Origin of the sequence: Saccharothrix coeruleofusca (genome assembly GCF_017876325.1) — a bacterium.
Taxonomy (GTDB): domain Bacteria; phylum Actinomycetota; class Actinomycetes; order Mycobacteriales; family Pseudonocardiaceae; genus Actinosynnema; species Actinosynnema coeruleofuscum.
Genome location: NZ_JAGINV010000001.1, coordinates 1,218,273 through 1,240,087, shown reverse-complemented (window position 1 = coordinate 1,240,087; position 21,815 = coordinate 1,218,273). Strand labels below are relative to the sequence as shown.

The following is a 21,815-nucleotide window of genomic DNA, read 5'->3' as shown; positions in this document are numbered from 1 at the left end:
GCTGCGGCAACGGTCACTGGGCGAGCGCGGCGACCATGGCTTCGGCCATGGGGGCGCTCGACGCCGGGTTCTGACCGGTGAACAGGTTCCCGTCGCGCACGGTGTGCGGCTGGTAGGCCGGTCCCTGCGAGTGCCGCGCCCCCTTCTCCCGCAGGGTGGCCGCCAGCAGCCACGGAGCGCCTTCGGCGGTGCCGAACAGCTGCTCCTCCTCGTCGGTGAACGCGGTCATCTCCCGACCGGCGAACAGCCACCGGCCGTCCGCGTCGACGGCGGACAGCAGGCCGGCGGGCCCGTGGCAGACGGCTCCGATGAGCTTGCCGGAAGCGTCCGCGGCGGTGAGCAGCCGACCGAGGTCGGCGTCCTGGTACAGGTCGACCACCGGGCCGTGGCCGCCGGGCAGCACCACGGCGGCGTAGTCGTCGACGTCGACCCGGTCGAGCTTGAGCAGCGGCCCGAACTCGCGCAGCGCGCGTTCGGCGTGCGCCACGTGGTGCGCGCAGTCCGGTCCGGCGATCGCCGGGTCGGCGCTGTGCCGGTCCAGCGGCTGGAGCACGCCGCCGGGCGAGGCGAAGTCGACGGTGTGGCCCGCCTGGACGAACCTCTCGTGCGGTGCGGCCACCTCCTCCGCCCAGTAGCCGGTCGGGTAAGCCGAGCCGTCGGTGCGGACCCAGGTGTCGGCGGCGGACATGACGATCAGAATTTTGCTCATGAGCGTTCTCCACAGATTTCGTGTCGTTCGGGGGGAACACCCCGGAATCGGGTCTCGCGGAAATCGCCGACCGATTCCGGGGCGTGAATTCGTCGCGGCGTCCGGCCCGCCGCGCGGGCGGCGCGTCAGGCGGCCGGGAAGTCCGTGGCCGGCGAGGTCGCCGCGGCGGCGTCGAGGTTCGCGCGCAGCGCGTCGACCTTGGCGGTGGCGTAGGCGTGGGAGTCCGAGCCCAGCAGCTGGCGCAGCGGCCCGCCGCCCTCGACCACGTTGGCGATGATCCGCTCGGCGCCCCTGACCGGGTCGCCGAGCTGGCTGCCCTGCAGCTGGAGGTGGTTGGCGGTCATCTCGCGGATGGCCGGGTAGGCGTCCGTGGTGGCGGCGGGCAGCGCCAGCGAGTCCCGGGTGAGGAAGTCGGTGCGGAAGTAGCCGGGCTCGACGATGGTGACCCCGACGCCGAAGTCGGCGACCTCGGCGGCGAGCGCCTCGCTCAGGCCCTCCAGGGCGAACTTGCCCGCGCAGTACAGGCCCCAGCCGGGCACGGCGGTCAGCCCGAGCACCGACGACACGTTCACGACGTGGCCGCCGCGCTGCTCGCGCAGCACCGGCAGCGCGGCGCGCAGCACGTTCCACACGCCGACGACCTGGACGTCGAGCATGGCCCGGACGTCGCGGTCGGTGGTCTCCTCCACCGCGGCCAGGAAGCCGTAGCCCGCGTTGTTCACCACGACGTCGAGGCCGCCGAAGCGCTCCACCGTCCGGGCGACGGCCTGGCCGACGGCCGCTTCGTCGCGCAGGTCGACGGCCAGCGGCAGCAGCCGCGTCGTGTCGACGCCCTCGCCGAGCGCGGCGAGCAGCCGTTCGGTGGAGCGCGTGGTCGCGGCCACGTTGTCGCCCCGCGCCAGCAGCTGCTTGACGACTTCGAGCCCGAGACCGCGCGAGGTGCCGGTCACGAACCAGGTCGCGGGCCGATCCGCCGGAAAACCCATCTCAGTGTCCTCTCATGATTTCGGAAAATCTCGGACCGGGCATTTCCCGGTGCCGGCATGACATAACCGTAGGACACCGGAAATCGGCGTGGGCGCTTATTTCAGGCCCTCCGCGGACTCGGACGGGGCAACCTAGGACTCAGCGGTCCACCCGGCGGCGCGCGAGTGCGGCGACAATCGGGTCCATGGCCGGGACGAACCGCGAACTCGCCGATTTCCTGCGCCGGGCGCGCAGCCAGGTCGACCCGTCACGGGCGGGACTGCCACCCGACGGCCGGGTCCGCCGGGTGCCCGGCCTGCGCCGCGAGGAGGTCGCGCTGCTGGCCGGGGTGTCCACCGACTACTACGCCCGGCTGGAGCAGGGCCGCCGCATCACGCCCTCCGCTGCGGTGGTGGAGGCGGTCGGGCGCGCCCTCGGGCTCGACGCGGCGGGCCGCGCGCACCTGGCGGACCTGATCGGGCTGTCCTCGGCCCCCGCGTCGCGCCGGGGCCGCCGCGGCGTCCAGCGCGTGCGCCCCGGTCTCCACCAGCTCATCGACGCGCTGGACGGTGAACCCGCGCTCGTGCTCGGGCGCCGCACCGACGTGCTCGCCGCCAACCGGATGGCCAGGGCGCTGTTCACCGACTTCGACGAGATCCCGCCCGGACAGCGCAACTACGCGCGCTGGATGTTCCTCGACGAGGACGCGCGGTCGCTGTTCGTCGACTGGCCCGACCAGGCGCGCGCCGCGGTCGAGAGCCTGCGGTTCGAAGTCGGCCGCGACCCCGACGACAGCCGCACCACCGCGCTCGTGGCCGAGCTGCGCGAACGCAGCCGCGAGTTCGACCAGTGGTGGGAGCAGCACCGGGTGCACCAGCGCACGCACGGCTCCAAGCGCCTGCGGCACCCCCTCGTCGGCGACCTGACCGTCGAGTACGAAACCCTGGCCCTGCCCGGTGACCCGGACACCACCCTGTACGTCTACACCACCGAGGCGGACTCGCCCTCGCGGCGGGCCATGGACCTGCTCGCCAGTTGGACCGCGTCCGGTCCCGGCGGGCACCCGGCGCACCGGGGCCACCGCCGGGCCGGTCTCGGTGCCGATTCCCGTGTCGAGCGGTGACGGCCCGGCGGGCCGGTGCGGCGTTGACGATCCCTCCGCCGACGACGCGGCCGCGCGCGGTGCGGGGCTCGGGCACCCGCTGCGCGGAGCGGGTGGCGCGACGAACATTTAGTTGAGGAATCAACCAGCCCGGTGGCGCGTTCCAGGGGTGTGAAGAAAATCGGCTTCCTCTCCTTCGGACACTGGTCGGACAGCCCGCACTCGCGGACGCGCACGGCGTCGGACACGCTGCTGCAGTCCATCGACCTCGCCGTGGCCGCGGAGGAGCTCGGCGCGGACGGCGCCTACTTCCGGGTGCACCACTTCGCCAGGCAACTGGCCTCGCCGTTCCCGCTGCTGGCCGCGATCGGCGCCAAGACCGAGCGCATCGAGATCGGCACCGGCGTGATCGACATGCGGTACGAGAACCCGATGTACATGGCCGAGGACGCGGGCGCGGCGGACCTCATCGCGGGCGGCAGGCTCCAGCTCGGCATCTCCAGGGGATCGCCGGAGCAGGTGATCGACGGGTGGCGGTACTTCGGCTACCAGCCCGGCGATGGCCAGACCGACGCCGACATGGCCCGCAAGCACGCCGAGGTGCTGCTGACCGTGCTGCGGGGCAAGGGCTTCGCCCAGCCCAACCCGCGCCCGATGTTCGCCAACCCGCCGGGGCTGCTGCGCGTCGAGCCGCACTCGCCGGGGCTGCGGGAGCGGATCTGGTGGGGCGCGGGCTCCAACGCCACCGCCGTCTGGGCGGCCGAGCAGGGCATGCACCTGATGAGCTCGACGCTGAAGAACGACGAGGGCGGGGCGCCGTTCCACGTGCAGCAGGCCGAGCAGATCCGGGCCTTCCGCGAGGCGTGGTCGGCGGCCGGGTGGCAGCGCGAGCCGCGTGTCTCGGTCTCCCGCAGCATCTTCGCGATCACCTCCGACCTCGACCGCGCGTACTTCGGCGGCGACCGCGACAGCTCCGACCAGATCGGCTACATCGACGCCGACACCAAGGCGATCTTCGGCCGCTCCTACGCCGCCGAGCCCGACGAGCTGGTCGAGCAGCTGGCCGGGGACGAGGCGATCGCCGAGGCCGACACGCTGCTGCTGACCGTGCCCAACCAGCTCGGCGTCGACTACAACATCCACGTGCTCGACAGCATCCTCACCCACGTCGCCCCGGCGCTGGGCTGGCGCTGACCCCGACCGGCGCCTGCCCGCGGTTCAGCGCCGGGCCGCGCCTCGGGAGCGCTGGTGCGGGTCGCCGTGGACGTGCGTGCGCATCCCCTGCGGGTCGAACAGGATGAGCAGCTCGACCGCGCCGCCGTCGGCGCTGCCCAGCCAGTGCGGCAGGGAGGTGTCGAACTCGGCCGCCTCGCCGGGCGGCAGGGTCAGGTCGCGCTCGCCCAGGAGCAGCCGCAGGTGCCCGTTGAGCACGTACAACCACTCGAAGCCGTCGTGGGTCTGCGGGGTCGGTTCGAGGGGTTGCGGCCGGGCTGGGATGACCATCTTGAACGCCTGCACCCCGCCGGGTCGCCGGGACAGGGGCACGAAGGTCATCCCGAACCGGTGGATCGGGGTGAGGTGGATGCGGGGGTCGCCGGTGCGCGGGGCGCCCACCAGGTCGTCCAGCGGAACGCCGTAGGTGCGGGCCAGTGGCAGCAGCAGCTCCAGGGTCGCCCGGCGCTGCCCGCTCTCCAGCCTGGACAGCGTGCTCTCGGACACCCCCGTGGTCGTCGCCAGCTCGGCGAGGGTGATGCCGCGGTGGCGGCGCAACGCGCGCAGCCGCGGCCCCACCGCGTCGAGCACGTCGCCTGTCTCGGGGTCCACGAGCCCATCTTGCCAGAAGCGCAAGTTTTCGTGCCAAATCGGGGGACTCGCGGTGAGACTGGGGCGCACACCGACGAGGAGGAGCCCTGATGAACGCCACCGACGAGGTCACGTTCTGGGACGACATGCACGCGTCCCGACCGGCGACCACCGGGCCGCGCCCGAACGCCCGCCTCACCGAAGTGGTCGCGGACCTGCCGCCCGGCGACGCGCTGGACCTCGGGTGCGGCAACGGCGGTGACGCGCTGTGGCTGGCGGACCGGGGGTGGCGGGTCACCGCCGTCGACATCTCGGCCGTCGCGGTCCAGCGGCTGGCCGACCTCGCCCGCTCACGCGGGCTCGACGGCCGCGTCACCGCCGTGCGGCACGACCTGGGCGGGGCCTTCCCCGAGGGCGAGTTCGACCTGATCTGCGCCCACTACCTGCACACCCCCTTCGCCCTGGACCGGGCGGCCGTCCTGCGCGCGGCCGCGCACGCGCTGCGCCCTGGCGGGCGGCTGCTGGTGGTCGACCACGGCTCGACCGCGCCGTGGTCGTGGAACCAGGACCCCGACGCCCACTACCCGAGCCCGCAGGAGGTCGCCGGGGACATCGCCCTGGACGCGGCGGGCTGGACGGTCGAACGGGCCGACGCGCCCCGCAGGATCGCGACCGGACCGGACGGGCGCACCGCCGAGGTCGTCGACCACGTCCTGCTCATCCGCCGCACCGCCTGAGCACGCGAGCGACCACCATGCCCACCGAGCACCGCCGCGACACCCCACCACCCCGAACCGGGACCGGCGAGATCGAGGTCCTGCGCGGCTTCCTCGACTACCTCCGGACCTCGATCGCCGCGAAGGTCGACGGGACACCCGAACCTCAGGTCCGGGCCCCGGCGGTGCCGTCCGGCACGAACCTGCTCGGCCTGCTCAACCACCTGACCCACGTGGAACGCGCGATGTTCCTCGCCGAGGACGTCACCGACTGGCAGGCGACGTTCCGGGCGGCACCGCAGGACGGCGTCGCCGAGGTGGTCGCCCGCTACCGCGAGGCGGTCGAACAGGCGAACGCCGTCATCGACGGGTGCGCCGATCCCAGCGCCCCGCTCCCCCGAGCACGCGCGGGCCGCCCGACGCCCAGCCTCCGCTGGGCGCTCGCCCACATGATCGAGGAAACCGGCCGCCACGCGGGTCACGCCGACATCCTCCGCGAGCTGATCGACGGCACGACCGGGCGCTGATCTCCGTCGCTCTTCCCCGGTTCCGGCACACGGCGGGATGATCTCTTGCCACTATGGTCGCCGCTCATCGGCGGCGTGCGCGCCGCCGCGCCGGAAACCCGCGGAGGTCTTGTCGTGTCGGCCGAGTTCGACCAACTCGTCGCCCAGTTCGAGCAGTTCCAGGCCAAGCTGCACCGAGTCGACCAGCAGGTCGACGGCATCGGGGAGATGCGGCGGGATCTGGCGGCCTTGGAGGCGGTCGCCATCTCGCCGGACCGCGCGGTGACCGTGGTGGCGGGACCGTCGGGGGCGATCAAGGACATCCGGCTGGCCGACCACGCCATGCGCCGCCCGCCGCAGGCGCTGGCCTCGGCGCTGATGGCGACCCTGCGCCAAGCCGTGGCCGAAGCCGCGCGCCGCCAAGCGGCGATCGTGGAGAACGCGCTGGGCGACGACATGCGCCTCACCGACCAGGTGCTGGAAACGCAGGCCGAGCTGTTCGGCGTCACGCCGCAGGAGCTGCGCGCCATGACCGAGCAGGCACCGGGCCAGGTGCCGCCGCCGGTCGGTCCGCCGCCGGTGGCGCCCCCTCCGCCGCTCGGTCCCCCGGCGGCGGGACCGGGAGCGCACCGGATGCCGCCTCCTCCGCCCACCCGACCGGCCCCTCCGCGCCGACCCGCGCCGGTCGAGGAACCGGAGGACTTCTCGCAGCGCCGGTTCCTCCGCGACGACGACCGTCCCGCACCGCCACCACCCGGCCCCGCCCAGAAGCAGGACGACCGCTTCCTCAACCTCTACAACGAGGAGGACATGTGATCTCCGCCCGCGACCGGCGAAGGAGCGCGCGATGAGCGGCGGTTTCCACGTCAGCCCCGAGGAGCTGCGGGCGTTCGCGGACAAGCTGGACGGCCACCGCGGCACCGCGGGCGAGATCGCGGGCCTCGTGGCCAAGTCGGACGTGGGCGACAAGTCGTGGGGCGTTGTCGGCCTGTTCGTCAAGGACCGCTACACCCGGATGCTGAACGACCTGGAGGATCTGTTCACCGCCATGCAGGAGGGCCTGCGGTCCGGTTCGGACAAGTTCCGGGGCGCGGCGCAGGACTACGCGGACCAGGAGGAAGCGGTCAAGCGACTGCTGAGCGGTCTGCAAGTCGAGCTGGACGGCAAGTAGGGGCGGGGCATCCACTGTGGCGGAAGTGAAGACCACGGCGGGCGGCGTCGAGATCACCGTCGGCGAGAAGGACACCAGCCAGAAGATGGCGGAGGCCGCTCCCTTCTACGGCAACTACCTCAAGACCGCGGAGGCGCTGGGCAAGGCCCAGCAGGACGGCGGCGCGGAGGTGACCGGCCTGGCCTCCGAGGCCACCGGCCTGATCGGAGCGCTGGGCACGTCGGCCTACGGCATCGCGACCGACCCGATCGGCTGGCTGGTCGGGCAGGGGCTGAGCTTCTTGATCAGCGTCGTGCAGCCGCTGGAGGACGCGATCCACTTCGTCAGCGGCGACGGCCCCGCGCTGGCCCAGGCGGCCGAGAACTTCGACGCCATCGCCAAGGGCGTGGCCGAACTGCGCCAGAAGTTCGACGAGGACCTGCGCAACTCGGTGACGAACTGGGGCGGTCCCGCGTCCGAGGCGGCGGGCACGAAGCTCGGCGAGTTCGCCAGCGGCATCGACGGCGTCGCCGGCCAGGCTGGTGAGATCGCTCAGATCCTCCAGATCTCCAGCATGATCATGACCATCGTCGAGGACTTCATCAAGGCGATCCTCACCGAGCTGATCACCTGGCTGATCATGATCTGGATACCCGCGCTGGCGGCGGCCGTGCCCAGCTTCGGTGCCTCGACCGCCGCCGCGGGCGCCGCGACCGGCGTGCGGGTCGCGGCCACCGGCAGCCGAGTGGCCCGGATCGTGGCCAAGCTCAAGGACTTCCTGAGCAGGATTCTCGACTTCCTGCGCAACCTGAGCAGCCGGGTCGGCAACGTGAGGGCCGCGTTCCAGCGTTCCATGGCCAACAAGCAGGTCAGGCACGCCACCGCGGTCGACATGCAGGCGAAGAAGCTGCCCGGCAGCAACTCCCCGATGGTGAAGCTCTGGGGCGAGAAAGGCATGCTCGGCCAGCGGGTGCAGGACGGGTTCGGCAAATCCGTGTGGACAGCGACTACTGACGCGGCGGCGTCGCAAGCGGGAATCGGCACGGGCACCAACGCCGGTATCGACAAGCCACTGCGCAACTACGGCGCAGGCCAGAAGGCGTTCGACTACGACGACACCGGCACCGACCAGTCGAAGCAGCAGACCGAGGGATACCTGGACATCTGATCATGGCGGATTTCTACTGGGACCTCGCGCCGTTCGTAGCCATCTGCCTGGCCCTGATCGGCCTGGTGTACTGGTGGGGGTGGCGCAGGGACCGCGCGGAGGAGCGGGAACACGTGAACGCCTTGGCCGCGCTCGCCGACAGCCTCGGCGGGAAGTCGGTCGTCGGCCGCAGCGAGTCCCGCGCGTGGTCGGCCGACCTCCTGCCACCGATGAAGACCGCAACCGAGGGCTTCTTCGGTTGGTTGGGCACGATCCGGCAGCCCCGCTTCGAAACCGCCGTGGACTTCCAGCGGGGCGAGTGGTCGGTGCGGGTGAGCGAGGCGTCGGTCAAGCAGCACGTGGTGACAGCAGGCGCGACCATCAGCTACGAGCACAGGATCGAGGTGGCCACCTCGCCTCTGCCCGCGACGAGGATCTGCAAGCGCGTCTACCCCGAGTCCAGGCGCACATGGCTGTTCAAGAACGTCCAAGTCGTCGGCCCCGCAGGCGAACCACCGCTGACGGCGGAGCGGGACCAGCAGCAGTGGTTGCGCGTCGTGCTGCCGGAGGCGCTGGACCGGGAGTTCACCGTCTTCAGCACCGACCCCGCCACCGTGCGGCGGATGTTCACCCCCCAGGTCGTCGAGTGGATGCTCGACCGGACCGGCTCTCCCGGCACGAGCGCGATGCCGTTCGCGCTGACCTTCGAAGCCGGATTCGCCTACACCGTCGAGCACGGCCGGATCGCCCCGGACCTCCTCCTGCCCCAGGTCGACGCCATCCTCGGCCTGCTCGACCGGATGCGCGCCGCACCGGCCCACCCGCCCGCCCCGGTCTGACGCGGGTGCGGTGCGAAAAGGACGAGCCCGGCCGATCGCTGTGGATCGGCCGGGCTCGTCCGGTGACGCGGATCAGGCGAGGTCGAACCGGCCGAGCTCCATGACCTTGGTCCAGGCCGCCACGAAGTCCGCCACGAACTTCTCGCGGGCGTCCTCGCTGGCGTAGACCTCCGACAGGGCCCGCAGCTGCGAGTTGGAGCCGAAGATGAGGTCGACCGCGGTGGCGGTCCACTTCAGCTCGTCGGTGGACGCGTCGCGGATCTCGTACACGTTCTCCTCGGACTCCGACGCCTTCCACCGGGTGCCCGGCGAGAGCAGGTTGACGAAGAAGTCGTTGGTGAGCACGCCGGGCCGGTCGGTGAACACGCCGTGCCTGGCGTCGCCGTAGTTGGCGCCGAGGGAGCGCAGGCCGCCGACGAGGACGGTCATCTCGGGCGCCGTCAGGTTGAGCATGTAGGCGCGGTCGACGAGCAGCACCTCGGGCTGGAGCTTCTCACCGGCGCGCACGTAGTTGCGGAAGCCGTCGGCGCGCGGTTCGAGGACCTCGAACGACTCGACGTCGGTCTGCTCCTGCGTGGCGTCGGTGCGGCCGGGGCGGAACGGCACGGTCACCTCGAAGCCCGCGTCGCGCGCGGCCTTCTCGACGGCGGCCGAGCCCGCCAGCACGATCAGGTCGGCCAGCGAGATCTTCGCGCCGCCCGCCTCGTTGAACTCGCGCTGGACGCCTTCGAGGACCTCCAGGACCTTCGCGAGCTGCTCCGGCTGGTTGACCTCCCAGTTGCGCTGCGGCTCGAGGCGGATGCGGGCGCCGTTGGCGCCGCCGCGCTTGTCGGTGGAGCGGAAGCTCGCGGCCGAGGCCCAGGCGGTGGCGACCAGCTGGGCGGTGGTGAGGCCGGATTCGAGGACCTTCGCCTTGAGCTCGGCGATGTCGGCCTCACCCACGAGCTCGTGGTCCACGGCGGGCACGGGGTCCTGCCACAGCTGGGCCTCGGGCACCCACGGGCCCAGGAAGCGGCTGACCGGACCCATGTCGCGGTGCAGCAGCTTGTACCAGGCCTTGGCGAACGCCAGCGCGAACTCGTCGGGGTTCTCCAGGAAGCGGCGGGAGATCTTCTCGTACGCCGGGTCGACGCGCAGCGACAGGTCGGTCGTGAGCATCGTCGGCTTGTGCTTCTTCGACGGGTCGTGGGCGTCCGGGATGATCTCCTCGGCGTCCTTGGCGACCCACTGCTTGGCGCCGCCGGGGCTGGTGGTCAGCTCCCACTCGTAGCCGAAGAGGATCTCGAAGAAGCGGTTGCTCCACTGGGTCGGCTTGTCGGTCCAGGTGACCTCCAGGCCGCTGGTGATGGTGTCGGCGCCCTTGCCGCTGCCGTGGGTGCTCAGCCACCCCAGGCCCTGCGCCTCCAGCGGGGCGCCCTCCGGCTCCGGGCCCACGTTGCCGTCGGCGGGGGCCGCGCCGTGGGTCTTGCCGAAGGTGTGGCCGCCCGCGATGAGGGCGACGGTCTCCTCGTCGTTCATCGCCATCCGGCCGAAGGTCTCCCGGATGAAGTGGGCCGCCGCCAGCGGGTCGGCGTTGCCGCGCGGGCCCTCCGGGTTGACGTAGATCAGGCCCATCTCGGTGGCGCCGACCTCGGGCGCCATCTCCTTGTCGGAGAGGTAGCGCTCGTCACCCAGCCAGGTGTCCTCCGGGCCCCAGAAGATCTCCTCGGGCTCCCAGACGTCCTCGCGGCCGAAGCCGAAGCCGAAGGTCTTGAAGCCCATCGACTCCAGGGCGACGTTGCCCGCCAGCACGAGCAGGTCGGCCCACGAGATCTTCTGGCCGTACTTCTGCTTGACCGGCCACAGCAGCCTGCGCGCCTTGTCGAGGTTGGCGTTGTCGGGCCAGCTGTTGAGGGGGGCGAAGCGCTGACCGCCGTCGCCCGCGCCGCCGCGGCCGTCGTGGATGCGGTAGGTGCCCGCGGCGTGCCAGCTCAGGCGGATCATCAGACCGCCGTAGTGGCCGAAGTCGGCGGGCCACCAGTCCTGCGAGGTGGTGAGCACCTCGACGATGTCGCGCTTGAGCGCCTCGACGTCGAGCTTGGCGAACTCCTTGGCGTACTGGAACTTCTCGCCCAGCGGGTTGCTCTTCGACGAGTGGGCGTGCAGCACCGAGAGGTCGAGCTGGTTGGGCCACCAGTCCCGGTTGGTGCGCGGGCGGCCGCCGGTCTTCGGGGTCGGCGAGTCGATCGCCGGGTTCTCGCTCTCGCTGCCGTGCGCGGTCACGGAGTCGTGCGCGACCGGGCAGCCGGCCGCGGCCTTCTGGTCCACGCCCTGCGCGCTGGACGGGGGCGTGGTCCTGGGGTCGCTCATCTACTTCCTTCCGGGTGGCGGTTCGTTGGCGGTTCGTTCGGCCGCGCAGTCGGGGCAGGTGCCCCAAAAGACGACCTCCGCCTCGTCGACCACGTAGCCGTGGTCGTCCGAGGCGGTGAGACAGGGGCTGGGGCCGACGGCGCAGTCGACGTCCGCGATCTCGCCGCAGGAGCGGCACACGACGTGGTGGTGGTTGTCCCCCACGCGGGACTCGTAGCGGGCGGTCGCGCCCGCGGGCTGGATGCGCCGCACCAGGCCCGCGTCGGTCAGCGCTCGCAGCACGTCGTAAACCGCCTGGTGGGAGACCTTCGGGTGGTCCACCCTCACCAGTTCGATCACGGTCTCGGTGTCGACGTGCGGGTGGTCGCGCAACGCCGCGAGCACCGCCAACCGGGGGCGGGTCACGCGCAGCGAGGCCGCCCGCAGCCGCGCCTCGAAGTCGGACGTCACACGATGACCATAAGGTGCTTGACTGGAACTAATCAAATTTAGCTCGGTCACACCACTGCGGCCGGTCGCTCTCGCCGGTGCTCCGCCGCGCGGGTCAGCCGCTTCGCCCTGGTGGGCGTGCCAGGCCGCCGACCAGGGCGGCACCGCGCCGGGCGCCCCCGCCCGCGCGGATCGCGGCGCGCATCCGGTCGAGGTTGCCCCGGACGGCGCTGTCCGCGCTGACCCGCTCGACCGCCGCCCGCAGGTCGGCCACGTCCGTCAAGCGCTCGCCCAGGCCGAGTTCCTGGATACGGTCGGCGTTGGCGGCCTGTTCGGGTGTCCTCGGGACCGCAACGAGCGGGACGCCGTAGTACAGCGCCTCCATCGTCGAGTTCATCCCGGCGTGCGTGACGAACGCCTGTGCCCGCCGCAGGACCTCGGGCTGCGGGAACCAGCTCCGGACCTCCACGGTGGCAGGCACCGGGCCCGCGTCGGGAGCGGTCATGGCCACCTGCCACGTCCCGTCGCCGAATGCCGCGACGCAGGCCCGGTAGAACGCGGGATCGGTCATGATCGAGCCGAGGGAGACGTAGAGCAGCGGCAGGTCGGGGTGCTCGGGCGACCAGGGTTCGTCGGCGCGGCGCCCGAGCAGCGGACCGAGGAAGTGGAACGTCTCGTCGAAGGTCTCCCCGGCGGGCTGGAACCGCCTGGGCACGAACACCAGGTTCACCTCCTCGGGCACGTCGAGCGTGCCGCGCACGTCGAGGTCGACCCCGTACCGGGTGGCGAACTCCGCGCAGTCGTCCGCGACCACGTGCGCCGCGTCGGGCACCGGCAGCGCGAAGGACTCGTTTGACGCCAGGTGCGGCACGCACCGCACGGCCGGGATGCCCAGCTCCCCGGCCACCAACCGCGCGGGCCAGTTGGTCGCGTCGTAGCAGATCACGTCGGGGCGGTGGGTCCGGCAGCGGTCGAGCAGGACCGGGTAGGCCGCCCGCATCGCCGCGAAGTAGTGCCGGAACCAGGCCGCCATGACGTCCGCGCCCACGGGCCGGAAGGGCCGCAGCCCCGGCAGCTCCACCCAGTTCGCGCCTGCCGAGGTGACGGTCCCGGCGTTCTCCGGCCCGGTCGCGTAGTCGACCCGGTGACCGCGCGCCGCCAACTCCTCGACCAGGGCCAGCGTCGGGGTGATGTGGCCGTGGCCCGCCAGCGTGACGAAAAGAAGTCCCACAGGCCCCTCCTCCACCCGGTCGCGCCTCGGGTGGAGCCTGTCGAGCCGGGGCGGGGGCCGCAACCCGATTCCACGGGCGGCGCGCTCCTGTCGGAGCCGTCCTCCTGCCATGCCCGCGACCGCACGACGTCCACGGCTCCGCCGTGAACGGAAAAAGGCAGGCCCGACGCCGTACCGCTCGCGTCGGGCCTGCCACTTCGGCGTTCCGGTCGATCGACCGCGCCTCAGCCGAAGTTCACGTCACTGCACCACATGTAGGCCTGGTCCAGGTGCGAAGCCTGCCAGATGGTGAACACGACGTGGTGACCCCGGTAGTTGCCGGAGGTCTGGACGTTGAACGAGATCTCCTTCGCCGGGGCGAACCGGCCGGTCTCCGTCACGAGGTCCAGGTTGCCCCAACCGAGGCGCTGGGTGGTGGGGTCGAACCCGTTCTTGCTGACGTAGACCTTGAAGTAGTCAGCACCGTGGCTGGCCTGGTCCTGCAGGCGCATCGTGAAGCTGCTGCCGACGTTGGTGGTCTTCCAGTTGCCGGGGGTGTTCAGGGCGTTGTTGCGGGACAGGGCGTTGCTGCACAGCTGCCCGTCCGGGGTCGAGCCCTGGAAGTTCCCGCGCAGGCCGTCCCGCAGCGCGCTCATCCAGTTCCACATGGTGTCGGGGTTGGCCTGGAAGGCCTGCCAGCACATGGGGTCCTGCTGCTGCATGGCGGGGTTGGTGTGCTGACTGCCCCACGTCTGCCAGCACTGGTAGGCACGGGTGGCAGGGCTGACGATGGTGCCGTGTGCCGAGGCCGTCGGCGTCCAGACGAACATGCAGGCCAGCGTGCTGACGATCAGCGCGATGATGGCCGGGCGCCTGGCAACGGACCCCGAGGTACTGCGCATACGCATGAATGGGCCTCCACTCTTCGGGTGTCTGAGCGGCGGTAATCGATATTGGGAGCGCTCCCAGCGCATCGTCAGCCTATACGTCACTCTACGAAACTTCAACGAAACATTGAGTGATGGTTACGAGCTGTTCCGCGCGTCGTCGGGCAACCGGCCGCCTTCCCTCCTGCGTCAGGCGGCTGAACTGCGGCGATCACGCACCGCGAGGGAGGTCGAGGAGCAAGTGTGAACGTGGCGTCACAGCCGTCTTAACTGATGTTCGGCTGATCGGCCCCGCCGGAGTTGCCCTGTACGCGGCACCGGCAGCGCTGCTCGGTCCTGCCGCTCCACTCGGGAAGTCGCCTCGCGGGCGCGTCAGTCGACGGCCGACTCCGGGGCGGTGGCGGTCCTGCCGCCGCGGAGACGGCGCACGCCTTCGACGATCCCGGTCACCAGGAAGGCCAGCCCGATGCCGACGGCGAAGGCGAGCAGGGCGTTGTCCTGGAACACGACTCCGCCGAGGTAGCCGGTGAGCGCGGTGTAAGCGCTCCAGGTGCTGGTGGCGACCCCGATGAACAGCGCGTACCTGCCCAGCGGGTAGTCGACCAGCCCGGTGGACAAGGTGGCCAGGTAGCGCCCGACCGGGATGAACCGCGTGGTCACCAGGATGAAGCCGCCACGGGCGTCGAGCTCGCGGGCGAACCAGTCGTGCGCGGCTCGCCGCTTGCTCCCCGGCGGCAGCCGCTTGAGCACGCGCGTGCCGAGCAGCCGCCCGGCGGAGTAGGGGACGAGATCGCCGAGGAAGGCGCCGAGCGTCGTGGCGGCGATGACGAGCACGATGTCGGTCGGCCCGGTGGCGGCGTAGACGCCCGCGAGGATCACGACCGGTTCGCTCGGGATCAGCGGGAGGAAGGAGTCGAGGAAGGACACCGCGATGAGCACGGCGTACAGCCACGGCGAGGTGATCAGCGATTCGGCGAGCTCGAGCCAGTCGATCACCGGCCGCCGCCCGTCATCGGCCGCGAGTGGGTCGTCATGGGGAATTCCTCCGGGAGGGTCCGGTCGTCAGAGGTCGACGGCGAGTCGGGGCGACAGGGCGCGGGAGACGCAGCAGTACATGCGGCCGGGCGGAGCGCCGATGTCGTCGCGGTGCTCCGGTTCCCCGCCGACGACGGGAATCTCACAACTGCCGCACACGCCTTCCCGGCAACCGGACGGCACCGGGAAACCGGCGTGGTTCAAGGCGTCCAGCACGGACTGCTCCGCGCCGACCTCGACCGTCCGCCCGGATCGGACGCAGTCCACCAGGAACGCCGAGTCGGGGGCGAACTGCTTGGCCGCCGGGCGGAAGCGCTCCACGCGCAGCCGTGACGGCGGGAAGACCGCCTCGGCCGTGTCGATCATCGACGCCGGACCGCAGCAGTACACCAGCGCCAAGGGGTTCAGCGTGGCCGCGAGCGCGGCGAAATCCGGCCTGCCGTGCTCGTCGGTGGTGTGGATGCGGACCCTGTCGCCGTAGGTGGCGCGGAGTTCGTCGGCGAAGGGCATGGTGGCCGTCGACCTGCCCACGTACACCAACCTCGCCGCGGCTCCCGCTTCGACCGCCGAGGCCAGCATCGGCACGATGGGCGTGATGCCGATCCCACCGGCGATGAACAGGTACTCCGCCGCAGGCGACAACGGGAAGTTGTTGCGCGGCAACGAGATTTCCAGGGTGCGGCCCGTGCGCAGGTACAGGTGGACGTACTCCGAGCCGCCCCGGCTGAGCGGGTCGTGGCGGACGGTGACGCGGTAGCTGTCCCGATCGGCGGGGTCGCCGCACAGCGAGTACTGCCGGGTCAGCCAGTTGGGCAGCACCAGGTCGACGTGCGCGCCCGGCTCCCAGGCGGCCAGCGGACCGCCGTCACCGCGCAGGACGAGCGAGACGGCGCCCTCTGCGACGGGTTCCACCCGTTCGAGAACCGCTCGTTGCATGGTGGTCACCTCAGTACAGCTCCCGGTACTCGGCTTCGAGCATCCGCGTCACGACCGCCGGATCGATGTCGAGCCCCATCTGCTCGGCGGCGATCTCGCCCACGGAGGGCAGTTCCGCGGCCAGCGCCTGGCTCGCGGGGTCCCACAGCCGGGAGCGGATCAGCGCGCGCCCGCAGTGGAAGAAGACCTCGGCCACCTCCACGACGATCGCCAGCCGCGCGGCCTTGCCCTCGGTCCGCATCCGGGCGAGCACGTCCGGTTCGTCGGTGGGATACGCGCGGCCGTTGACGCGCAGCACCTCCCGCACGCCGGGGACGATGAACATCAACCCGATCCCGTCGTTCTCGGCGAGGTTGCGGAACGAGTCGGCGAGCTGGTTGCCCGGCCGGTCGGGGATCGCCAGCGTGCGCTCGTCGAGCACCTTGGCGAAGCCGGGGTAGTCGCCGCGCGGCGAGCAGTCGGGCAGCCCGGTGGCGTCCGAGGTGGCCATCGCCAGGAACGGGGCGTGGGCGATGAAGCGGCGGGAGTGCCGGTCGATCCGGTCGTGGACCTTGGACTTGATCAGGTCCTCGGGCTCCCCGATCCTGGCCCGCACCTCCTCGTGGGAGATCCGTCGTGGGCGCGCCTTGAAGGCGACATCATTGCTGTTCATGGTGTTCTCGACAATCACTCGGTCGGCACGCCGGTCAGGCGGCGAGGACTTCCAGCGCGGCGGCGTGCACGCCGGGCGCGGCGGCGAGGTAGTCCCGGCTGGTGAGCCGCCACGGCTCGCCGTGGAGGTCGGTGACGACGCCGCCCGCTTCCCGGACCAGCAGGACGCCCGCCACGTGGGAGCGCACCTGGTCGAACTGCCAGTGCAGGTCCATCCGGCCCGCGGCGACCTGGGCGAGCTGGTGGGTCACCGGCACCGAGACGCGCACGTAGATGGCCGCCTTCACCATCGCGGCGAAGGAGGAGCCCATCCGCTCCGCGACGCCCGCGTCCTGGCCGGGCTTGGCCTGGCCGGTGCCGACCAGGGCGCCCTCCAGCGACGTCTTGTCCGACACCCGCAGCCGCACACCGTTGAGGAACGCCCCGCCGCCCTCGGTGGCCGTGAACATCTGGTCCAGCAGCGGGAAGTAGAGCACCGCCAGCACCGGGCGCCCGTCGCGGACCAGGCTCACGCCGACGTTCCAGTCGGTCATGCCGTGCACCGCGTTGATGTTGCCGCCGACCGGGTCGATGAGCCACCACTGGCCGGTGTCCAGCGGACCCGATCCGTGCTCGTCGTTGAGCCAGCCCGCTTCCGGCAGGATCCGCGCCAGCGCGGGCCGCAGCGCGTCGACCACGGCCGCGTCGTTGTCCTCGGCGGCCGCGAGGAGCTCGGCGAGCCCGGCTTGGCGCGTTTTGGTGGAGTAGCGCCGCAGCAGTCGTTCTCCGGCGCGGCGGACGGCCCCGGTGGTGGCCGCGAGCAGGTCTTCGGTCATCTGCTTCCCCTGTCCTCAGGTTCGGTGGTTCTTCGGTTGGGTAGGATTTGCCGCTGTGCAAGCAGATCTGAATCTGCTCACCGTGCTCGACGCCCTGCTGGAGGAGGGCAGCGTGATGGGCGCGGCCGAGCGCCTGCACCTGTCCTCACCCGCGGTCAGCCGCGCGCTCGGTCGGCTCCGCTCCGCGACCGGCGACGACATCCTGGTGCGCACGGGCCACACGATGACCCCCACGCCGTACGCGCTGGCCATCCGGGAGGACGTCCACCGGCTGGTCGGCCAGGCGCACCGGCTGCTCTCCCCGAGCAGGCGGCTCGACCTCGCGGAACTGGAGCGCACCTTCACGATCCAGTGCCACGACGTGCTGGCCACGACGCTGGTCCCGGTGCTGATCGGCAGGCTCCAGCAGCAGGCCCCCGGTGTGCGGCTGCGGGTGCTGGCCGAGCACTCCGGCGACACCGACGACCTGCGGCACGGCCGGATCGAACTGGCGCTCGGCGGTGACGCGCCGGACCTGCCCGAGTTCCGGTCCGAGGTCCTCGGCCACGACCCGCTCGTCGTGGTGATGCGTCCGGGCCACCCCTGCGCCGACGGCCTCGACCTGCGCTCGTACGCGGCGCAGCCGCACGTGCTGGTCTCCCGGCGCGGCCGCCTCACCGCGCCGATCGACGACCTGCTGGCCGCCGAGGGTCTGCGCCGCCGCGTGGTCGCGGCCGTGGCGACCGTGCCCATGGCCCTGCAGGTGGTGGGTCGCAGCGATGTCCTGGTCACCACCACGGCGGTGCTGAGCCGTCCGCTCACCGAGGCGTTCGGGCTGATCACCCGACCGCTGCCGGTCGAGTTCCCCGCCGCGGCGATCAACTGCACCTGGCACCAGCGCTACGACTCCGACCCCGCCCACACCTGGCTGCGCGACCAGGTGCGGACCTGCCTCGCGGAGGTCGTCGCGGGCTAAGCGGCCAGCGGCAGCGCCACCGCGCCCGCGAAGCGGGGCGCCTCGGCCTCGTCGAGCATGGCCGCGGCGACGGTTTCCCGGCTGACCTTCGCGCCGAGGTCGAACGGCGGCGCGGCGTCCAGGCCGACCGTGCGCCGGTCGGGGCTCTCCGGTCCGTCGTCGAGCACCCCGGCGTGGAAGACGGTGCCCCCGGCGGCGAGGACGGTGTTGTCGGCCTCGACCTTGTCCGGCAGTCGGTCGCCCAGCAGTTCCACGAGGATTGCGGCGGCCGCTCCGGCCGCGGCGGCGGACTCGCCCGTGCCGTACGCGCCGAGCCAGATGACGCGCCGAGGTTCGGCCGCGACGACCGCCTTGGCCCCCGCCGTGAGAATTCCCGGTCGGTCCGCGCCGAGGGCGGACAGGACGACGGAATTCCCGTCGACAACGGCGGCGACGCTCGCCGGGTCGTTCACGTCGGCCGCCACCTTGCGCAGGCAGGCGGCGTCCGGGAGGGCGATGCGCTCGGGTCTGCGGGCGATCGCGGTGACGGTGTGACCGCGTCGCAGCGCTCGTCGGGTGATCGCGAGACCGGTGCGGCCGGAAGCCGCGAGAACGATGAGGTGCATGCCGAAAACGCTAGAGAAATCTTCAATTCACATCAAATGCAAGATTGGCAAGAAGTGATTTACCGGAACGCAATTGAGCCTGCCGCCCGGCTCCGCAGGCCCGTCGAAGCGAGCCGACGAGACAGCTGATCGAGCAGCTTCCCGGTCTGAGTCGCGAACCTCGGCCCACCCGGTGACCCAGGTGAACCGAATCGTGCCGGCCAACCGGCGCAACACCTCAGGTCGCGATCCAGGTCACCTGGGGCGCGACAAAGCACGACCTCGGTTAGTTACCTGTTCGAACAGGTGATCATGCGCTCCGCCTGAGTGCGTCACGGGCGGTCCTCGACGGGACTCTGCCGACACCGGTCATCAGGAGTCCACAACGGACGGAAGCGGAGGCACCATGCCGGTCACCCACCTGGACGTCGGCAACACCGCTGTCCCGCCGATCGACCACCAGGTCGGCACGATGGGCCGGGTCCGCTGCACCCCGTTCGAGGCCGTGAAGGCGAACGCGCAGGCCGCCGTCCTGCTCGACTTCTCCGGGACACCGGTTGAGCCCGCCGGAGGCGGCGACCACCGCGGGCGGTGGGTACGGTCGCGGCATGACAACGCCCAGCCGGGCCCTCGTGGAGGACCCCCTCGCGCGTCACCACCCGGTGAGCTTCGCGATCTTCGCGCTGGCCCGCCAGCACCGCGCCCTGGCCGCCGCGCTGCTGGCCGACTGCGGCCTGTTCCCAGGGCAGGAGCTGATCCTGATGCAGCTGTGGGAGCAGGACGGCCGGTCGCAGAAGCAGTTGGTCGAGGCGCTGAAGCTGGACCACTCGACGATCGCCAAGTCGGTGCGGCGGCTGGAGAACTCGGGACTGGTGGTCCGCACCGCCGACGAGTCCGACGCCAGGGTGAAGGTGGTCTCGCTCACCGCCGAGGGACGCGCGCTTGAGGAGCGCACCAAGGCCAAGTGGCGAGAGCTCGAAGAGGCCACCACGCGGGGGCTGACCGAGCAGGAGCGCCGCCAGTTCGTCGCGCTGGCCGCCAAGGTGGTCGACCAGCTCGGCTGACGGTCGGACCCGTCCCCCGGTCGGGTCCGGCGGAGATCCGCGCCACATAATGTGGTCGGCCACATAAAATCCGGCGCATCATGTGGTCGACCACACGATGAAGGGAAACCGATGGACGAGCAGTTGTGGACCCCGGTCAAGGTGGGGGACATCTCGCTGGAGCACCGCCTGGCGATGGCACCCATGACACGCGACCGGGCGACACCCGAAGGGGTGCCTACGGAGCTCAACGCCCTCTACTACGCCCAGCGCGCCTCGATGGGACTGCTCATCACCGAGGGCACCCAGCCCTCCGCGGACGGGCAGGGCTACCTGCTCACCCCCGGCATCCACACCGAGGAGCAGGTCGCGGGGTGGCGGCGGGTCACCGACGCCGTGCACCACGCGGGCGGGCACGTCGTCATCCAGCTCATGCACGCGGGCCGCATCGCGCACCCGGCGAACACCCCGCACGGCAGGCAGCCGGTGGCGCCGTCGGCGGTGCGCCCGGCGGGTGTGATGTTCACCTTCCAGGGCGCCCAGGAGATGCCGGAGCCCCGCGAGCTGAGCACTGACGAGGTGTCGGCCACCGTCGAGGACTTCCGCGCCGCCGCCGCCAAGGCGATCGAGGCGGGCGCGGACGGCGTCGAGATCCACGGCGCGAACGGGTACCTGGTGCACCAGTTCCTGGCAAGCAACACCAACCGGCGAACCGACCGCTACGGCGGTTCGATCGCCAACCGCATCCGCTTCGCCGTCGAGGTGGTGGAGGCCGTGGCCGACGAGATCGGCGCGAACCGCACGGGCATCCGCCTGTCCCCCGGCAACCCGTACAACGACATCGCCGAGGACGACACCCGCGAGCTGTACTCGGCGCTGGTGCGGGCGCTGGCCCCGGTGAACCCGGCCTACCTGCACGTGGTGCACGGCGACGACGCGGAACTGGTGCGCGAGCTGCGGGAGCTGTGGCCGACGGCCTTCCTGCTCAACCGGCCCGGCGCCGACATCGACACGCGGGTGCGGGACATCAGCTCGGGCCTGGCCGACGTGGTCACCGTGGGCGTACAGGCGCTGGCCAACCCCGACCTGGTCGAACGGCTGCGCACGGGCGCGCCGCTGAACGCCCCGGACCCCGCTTCCTTCTACGGCGGCGACGAGCACGGGTACACGGACTACCCGTTCCTCTCCCGATGACCGGCGCACTGGCCGACCAGGTGGCCGTGGTGACCGGCGCCTCGCGGGGGATCGGCGCGGCCGTCGCCAACCGCCTGGCGCGGGACGGCGCCGCGGTCCTGATCACCTACTCCTCGTCGGCCGACGCCGCGCGGCGAGTCGTGGACGGCATCAACGAGCGGGGTGGGCGCGCGGCGGCGGCGCAGGCCGACAACGCCGACTCCGACGCCGTGCGGGCCGCGGTCGCGCGGGCGGTCGAGCTGTTCGGCCGACTGGACGTCCTGGTCAACAACGCGGGCATCGGCGCCCCCGCGCCGCTGGAGGAGCTGTCGGACGAGGACCTGGACCAGCTGTACCGGGTGAACGTGCGCGGGACCTTCGCGGCGACCAGGGAGGCGATCAAGCACTTCGACCGCGGCGGGCGGGTGATCACCACGGGCAGCGTCTTCGCCGAGCGGGCGCTCGTCCCCGGCATGGTCGGCTACTCCGCCACCAAGGCCGCGCTGGTCGGGTTCACCAAGGCTGCGGCCCGCGAGCTCGCGCCGAGGGGGATCACCGTGAACCTGGTCCAACCGGGCGCGGTGGACACCGACCTGAACCCCGCCGACGGGGCGGACGCCAAGATCATGCGCGTGGCGACCCCGCTGGGCCGCTACGGCGTGCCCGAGGAGATCGCGGGCCTGGTCGCCCACCTCGCGGGGCCGGACGCGGGCTTCATCACGGGCGCGACCCTGAACGTGGACGGCGGTTTCGCCACCTGACCGACTCGCGATCTCCGGTCCGCCGCGCTCCCGTCCCCGACGCGGGAGC

Annotated in this window: 24 protein-coding genes; 12 read left to right on the top strand and 12 right to left on the bottom strand. The window is 71.7% G+C overall.

Features of this window, described 5'->3' with window-relative positions; translation table 11 throughout:
- Positions 1-13: 13 nt before the first annotated feature.
- Positions 14-709 (bottom strand): type 1 glutamine amidotransferase domain-containing protein, encoded by a 696-nt coding sequence (locus JOF41_RS05950; RefSeq protein ID WP_189225438.1) that lies wholly within the window; start codon positions 707-709, stop codon positions 14-16.
- A gap of 125 nt (positions 710-834) precedes the next feature.
- Positions 835-1,695, bottom strand: coding sequence for an SDR family NAD(P)-dependent oxidoreductase (locus tag JOF41_RS05945; protein WP_209616796.1), 861 nt, complete (start codon positions 1,693-1,695; stop codon positions 835-837).
- 185 nt (positions 1,696-1,880) lie between these two features.
- On the opposite strand from JOF41_RS05945, the gene JOF41_RS05940 reads away from it, so the two are divergent.
- Both JOF41_RS05940 and JOF41_RS05935 read left to right on the top strand, forming a co-directional pair.
- Positions 1,881-2,798: a helix-turn-helix transcriptional regulator gene (locus JOF41_RS05940; RefSeq protein WP_209616793.1), complete on the top strand. Its 918-nt coding sequence runs from the start codon at positions 1,881-1,883 to the stop codon at positions 2,796-2,798.
- Positions 2,799-2,948: 150 nt separating this feature from the next.
- Positions 2,949-3,971 carry an LLM class flavin-dependent oxidoreductase gene (locus tag JOF41_RS05935; RefSeq protein ID WP_209624040.1) on the top strand — a complete coding sequence of 341 codons (1,023 nt, stop codon included), beginning with the start codon at positions 2,949-2,951 and terminating at the stop codon, positions 3,969-3,971.
- A 24-nt stretch (positions 3,972-3,995) separates the two neighbouring features.
- On the opposite strand, the gene JOF41_RS05930 is transcribed toward JOF41_RS05935, so the two are convergent.
- Complete coding sequence (locus tag JOF41_RS05930; protein WP_189225435.1) at positions 3,996-4,601, bottom strand: helix-turn-helix domain-containing protein; 606 nt, start codon at positions 4,599-4,601, stop codon at positions 3,996-3,998.
- Between the two features lie 89 nt (positions 4,602-4,690).
- Between JOF41_RS05930 and JOF41_RS05925 the strand changes: the two genes are divergently transcribed.
- From JOF41_RS05925 to JOF41_RS05900, 6 genes are read left to right on the top strand one after another with little or no spacing between them, the layout of a single operon-like run.
- On the top strand, positions 4,691-5,317 hold the full coding sequence (locus tag JOF41_RS05925) for a class I SAM-dependent methyltransferase (RefSeq protein WP_189225434.1): 627 nt from the start codon (positions 4,691-4,693) through the stop codon (positions 5,315-5,317).
- 17 nt (positions 5,318-5,334) lie between these two features.
- The gene (locus JOF41_RS05920) at positions 5,335-5,823 is read left to right on the top strand and encodes a DinB family protein (RefSeq protein ID WP_209616789.1); all 489 of its coding nucleotides are present in this window, start codon (positions 5,335-5,337) and stop codon (positions 5,821-5,823) included.
- Between the two features lie 45 nt (positions 5,824-5,868).
- The gene (locus JOF41_RS05915; protein WP_244989518.1) at positions 5,869-6,618 is read left to right on the top strand and encodes a YbaB/EbfC family nucleoid-associated protein; all 750 of its coding nucleotides are present in this window, start codon (positions 5,869-5,871) and stop codon (positions 6,616-6,618) included.
- Between the two features lie 31 nt (positions 6,619-6,649).
- Positions 6,650-6,973 carry a WXG100 family type VII secretion target gene (locus JOF41_RS05910; RefSeq protein WP_189225431.1) on the top strand — a complete coding sequence of 108 codons (324 nt, stop codon included), beginning with the start codon at positions 6,650-6,652 and terminating at the stop codon, positions 6,971-6,973.
- A 16-nt stretch (positions 6,974-6,989) separates the two neighbouring features.
- On the top strand, positions 6,990-8,120 hold the full coding sequence (locus JOF41_RS05905) for a hypothetical protein (RefSeq protein ID WP_209616786.1): 1,131 nt from the start codon (positions 6,990-6,992) through the stop codon (positions 8,118-8,120).
- A 2-nt stretch (positions 8,121-8,122) separates the two neighbouring features.
- The gene (locus JOF41_RS05900) at positions 8,123-8,938 is read left to right on the top strand and encodes a hypothetical protein (protein WP_209616783.1); all 816 of its coding nucleotides are present in this window, start codon (positions 8,123-8,125) and stop codon (positions 8,936-8,938) included.
- Positions 8,939-9,010: 72 nt separating this feature from the next.
- Here the strand turns inward: JOF41_RS05900 and katG are convergent, their stop codons facing one another.
- From katG to JOF41_RS05860, 8 genes are all read right to left on the bottom strand, one after another.
- Positions 9,011-11,287, bottom strand: coding sequence for a catalase/peroxidase HPI (katG, locus tag JOF41_RS05895; protein ID WP_209616781.1), 2,277 nt, complete (start codon positions 11,285-11,287; stop codon positions 9,011-9,013).
- Positions 11,288-11,737, bottom strand: coding sequence for a Fur family transcriptional regulator (locus tag JOF41_RS05890; protein WP_209616779.1), 450 nt, complete (start codon positions 11,735-11,737; stop codon positions 11,288-11,290). It abuts the gene before it with no gap.
- Between the two features lie 94 nt (positions 11,738-11,831).
- A complete protein-coding gene (locus JOF41_RS05885; protein WP_209616775.1) occupies positions 11,832-12,947 on the bottom strand; it encodes a macrolide family glycosyltransferase in 1,116 nt (371 codons plus the stop codon).
- 224 nt (positions 12,948-13,171) lie between these two features.
- On the bottom strand, positions 13,172-13,834 hold the full coding sequence (locus JOF41_RS05880; RefSeq protein ID WP_189225425.1) for a lytic polysaccharide monooxygenase auxiliary activity family 9 protein: 663 nt from the start codon (positions 13,832-13,834) through the stop codon (positions 13,172-13,174).
- A gap of 351 nt (positions 13,835-14,185) precedes the next feature.
- Complete coding sequence (locus JOF41_RS05875; RefSeq protein WP_209616773.1) at positions 14,186-14,809, bottom strand: DedA family protein; 624 nt, start codon at positions 14,807-14,809, stop codon at positions 14,186-14,188.
- A gap of 66 nt (positions 14,810-14,875) precedes the next feature.
- The gene (locus JOF41_RS05870) at positions 14,876-15,784 is read right to left on the bottom strand and encodes a PDR/VanB family oxidoreductase (RefSeq protein WP_209616770.1); all 909 of its coding nucleotides are present in this window, start codon (positions 15,782-15,784) and stop codon (positions 14,876-14,878) included.
- Positions 15,785-15,794: 10 nt separating this feature from the next.
- Positions 15,795-16,436 (bottom strand): MSMEG_1061 family FMN-dependent PPOX-type flavoprotein, encoded by a 642-nt coding sequence (locus tag JOF41_RS05865; protein WP_209616768.1) that lies wholly within the window; start codon positions 16,434-16,436, stop codon positions 15,795-15,797.
- Positions 16,437-16,470: 34 nt separating this feature from the next.
- Entirely contained in the window at positions 16,471-17,250 is a 780-nt protein-coding gene (locus JOF41_RS05860) for an inositol monophosphatase family protein (protein WP_209616765.1), read from the bottom strand.
- Between the two features lie 55 nt (positions 17,251-17,305).
- Between JOF41_RS05860 and JOF41_RS05855 the strand changes: the two genes are divergently transcribed.
- The gene (locus tag JOF41_RS05855) at positions 17,306-18,205 is read left to right on the top strand and encodes a LysR family transcriptional regulator (protein WP_209616762.1); all 900 of its coding nucleotides are present in this window, start codon (positions 17,306-17,308) and stop codon (positions 18,203-18,205) included.
- Here the strand turns inward: JOF41_RS05855 and JOF41_RS05850 are convergent.
- Complete coding sequence (locus JOF41_RS05850; protein ID WP_209616759.1) at positions 18,202-18,810, bottom strand: NAD(P)-dependent oxidoreductase; 609 nt, start codon at positions 18,808-18,810, stop codon at positions 18,202-18,204. The two genes, JOF41_RS05855 and JOF41_RS05850, sit on opposite strands and share 4 nt — an antisense overlap.
- Positions 18,811-19,397: 587 nt before the next feature.
- Here JOF41_RS05850 and JOF41_RS05845 point away from each other — a divergent pair.
- From JOF41_RS05845 to JOF41_RS05835, 3 genes are all read left to right on the top strand, one after another.
- Positions 19,398-19,853 carry a MarR family winged helix-turn-helix transcriptional regulator gene (locus JOF41_RS05845; protein ID WP_189225418.1) on the top strand — a complete coding sequence of 152 codons (456 nt, stop codon included), beginning with the start codon at positions 19,398-19,400 and terminating at the stop codon, positions 19,851-19,853.
- A gap of 111 nt (positions 19,854-19,964) precedes the next feature.
- Positions 19,965-21,026 carry an alkene reductase gene (locus JOF41_RS05840; RefSeq protein ID WP_209616756.1) on the top strand — a complete coding sequence of 354 codons (1,062 nt, stop codon included), beginning with the start codon at positions 19,965-19,967 and terminating at the stop codon, positions 21,024-21,026.
- Positions 21,023-21,766, top strand: coding sequence for an SDR family NAD(P)-dependent oxidoreductase (locus tag JOF41_RS05835; protein WP_189225416.1), 744 nt, complete (start codon positions 21,023-21,025; stop codon positions 21,764-21,766). Before JOF41_RS05840 ends, JOF41_RS05835 begins: the two co-directional genes overlap by 4 nt.
- Positions 21,767-21,815: the final 49 nt, after the last annotated feature.

Excerpts from the sequence above, each read along its gene's own strand:
- JOF41_RS05925 (WP_189225434.1), top strand. The coding sequence starts at position 4,691 with ATGAACGCCACCGACGAGGTCACGTTCTGGGACGACATGCACGCGTCC.
- JOF41_RS05850 (WP_209616759.1), bottom strand. The coding sequence starts at position 18,810 with ATGCACCTCATCGTTCTCGCGGCTTCCGGCCGCACCGGTCTCGCGATC.
- JOF41_RS05945 (WP_209616796.1), bottom strand. The coding sequence starts at position 1,695 with ATGGGTTTTCCGGCGGATCGGCCCGCGACCTGGTTCGTGACCGGCACC.
- JOF41_RS05880 (WP_189225425.1), bottom strand. The coding sequence starts at position 13,834 with ATGCGTATGCGCAGTACCTCGGGGTCCGTTGCCAGGCGCCCGGCCATC.
- JOF41_RS05845 (WP_189225418.1), top strand. The coding sequence starts at position 19,398 with ATGACAACGCCCAGCCGGGCCCTCGTGGAGGACCCCCTCGCGCGTCAC.
- JOF41_RS05835 (WP_189225416.1), top strand. The coding sequence starts at position 21,023 with ATGACCGGCGCACTGGCCGACCAGGTGGCCGTGGTGACCGGCGCCTCG.
- JOF41_RS05860 (WP_209616765.1), bottom strand. The coding sequence starts at position 17,250 with ATGACCGAAGACCTGCTCGCGGCCACCACCGGGGCCGTCCGCCGCGCC.
- JOF41_RS05940 (WP_209616793.1), top strand. The coding sequence starts at position 1,881 with ATGGCCGGGACGAACCGCGAACTCGCCGATTTCCTGCGCCGGGCGCGC.
- JOF41_RS05840 (WP_209616756.1), top strand. The coding sequence starts at position 19,965 with ATGGACGAGCAGTTGTGGACCCCGGTCAAGGTGGGGGACATCTCGCTG.
- JOF41_RS05870 (WP_209616770.1), bottom strand. The coding sequence starts at position 15,784 with ATGCAACGAGCGGTTCTCGAACGGGTGGAACCCGTCGCAGAGGGCGCC.
- katG (WP_209616781.1), bottom strand. The coding sequence starts at position 11,287 with ATGAGCGACCCCAGGACCACGCCCCCGTCCAGCGCGCAGGGCGTGGAC.
- JOF41_RS05865 (WP_209616768.1), bottom strand. The coding sequence starts at position 16,436 with ATGAACAGCAATGATGTCGCCTTCAAGGCGCGCCCACGACGGATCTCC.
- JOF41_RS05950 (WP_189225438.1), bottom strand. The coding sequence starts at position 709 with ATGAGCAAAATTCTGATCGTCATGTCCGCCGCCGACACCTGGGTCCGC.
- JOF41_RS05920 (WP_209616789.1), top strand. The coding sequence starts at position 5,335 with ATGCCCACCGAGCACCGCCGCGACACCCCACCACCCCGAACCGGGACC.
- JOF41_RS05900 (WP_209616783.1), top strand. The coding sequence starts at position 8,123 with ATGGCGGATTTCTACTGGGACCTCGCGCCGTTCGTAGCCATCTGCCTG.
- JOF41_RS05910 (WP_189225431.1), top strand. The coding sequence starts at position 6,650 with ATGAGCGGCGGTTTCCACGTCAGCCCCGAGGAGCTGCGGGCGTTCGCG.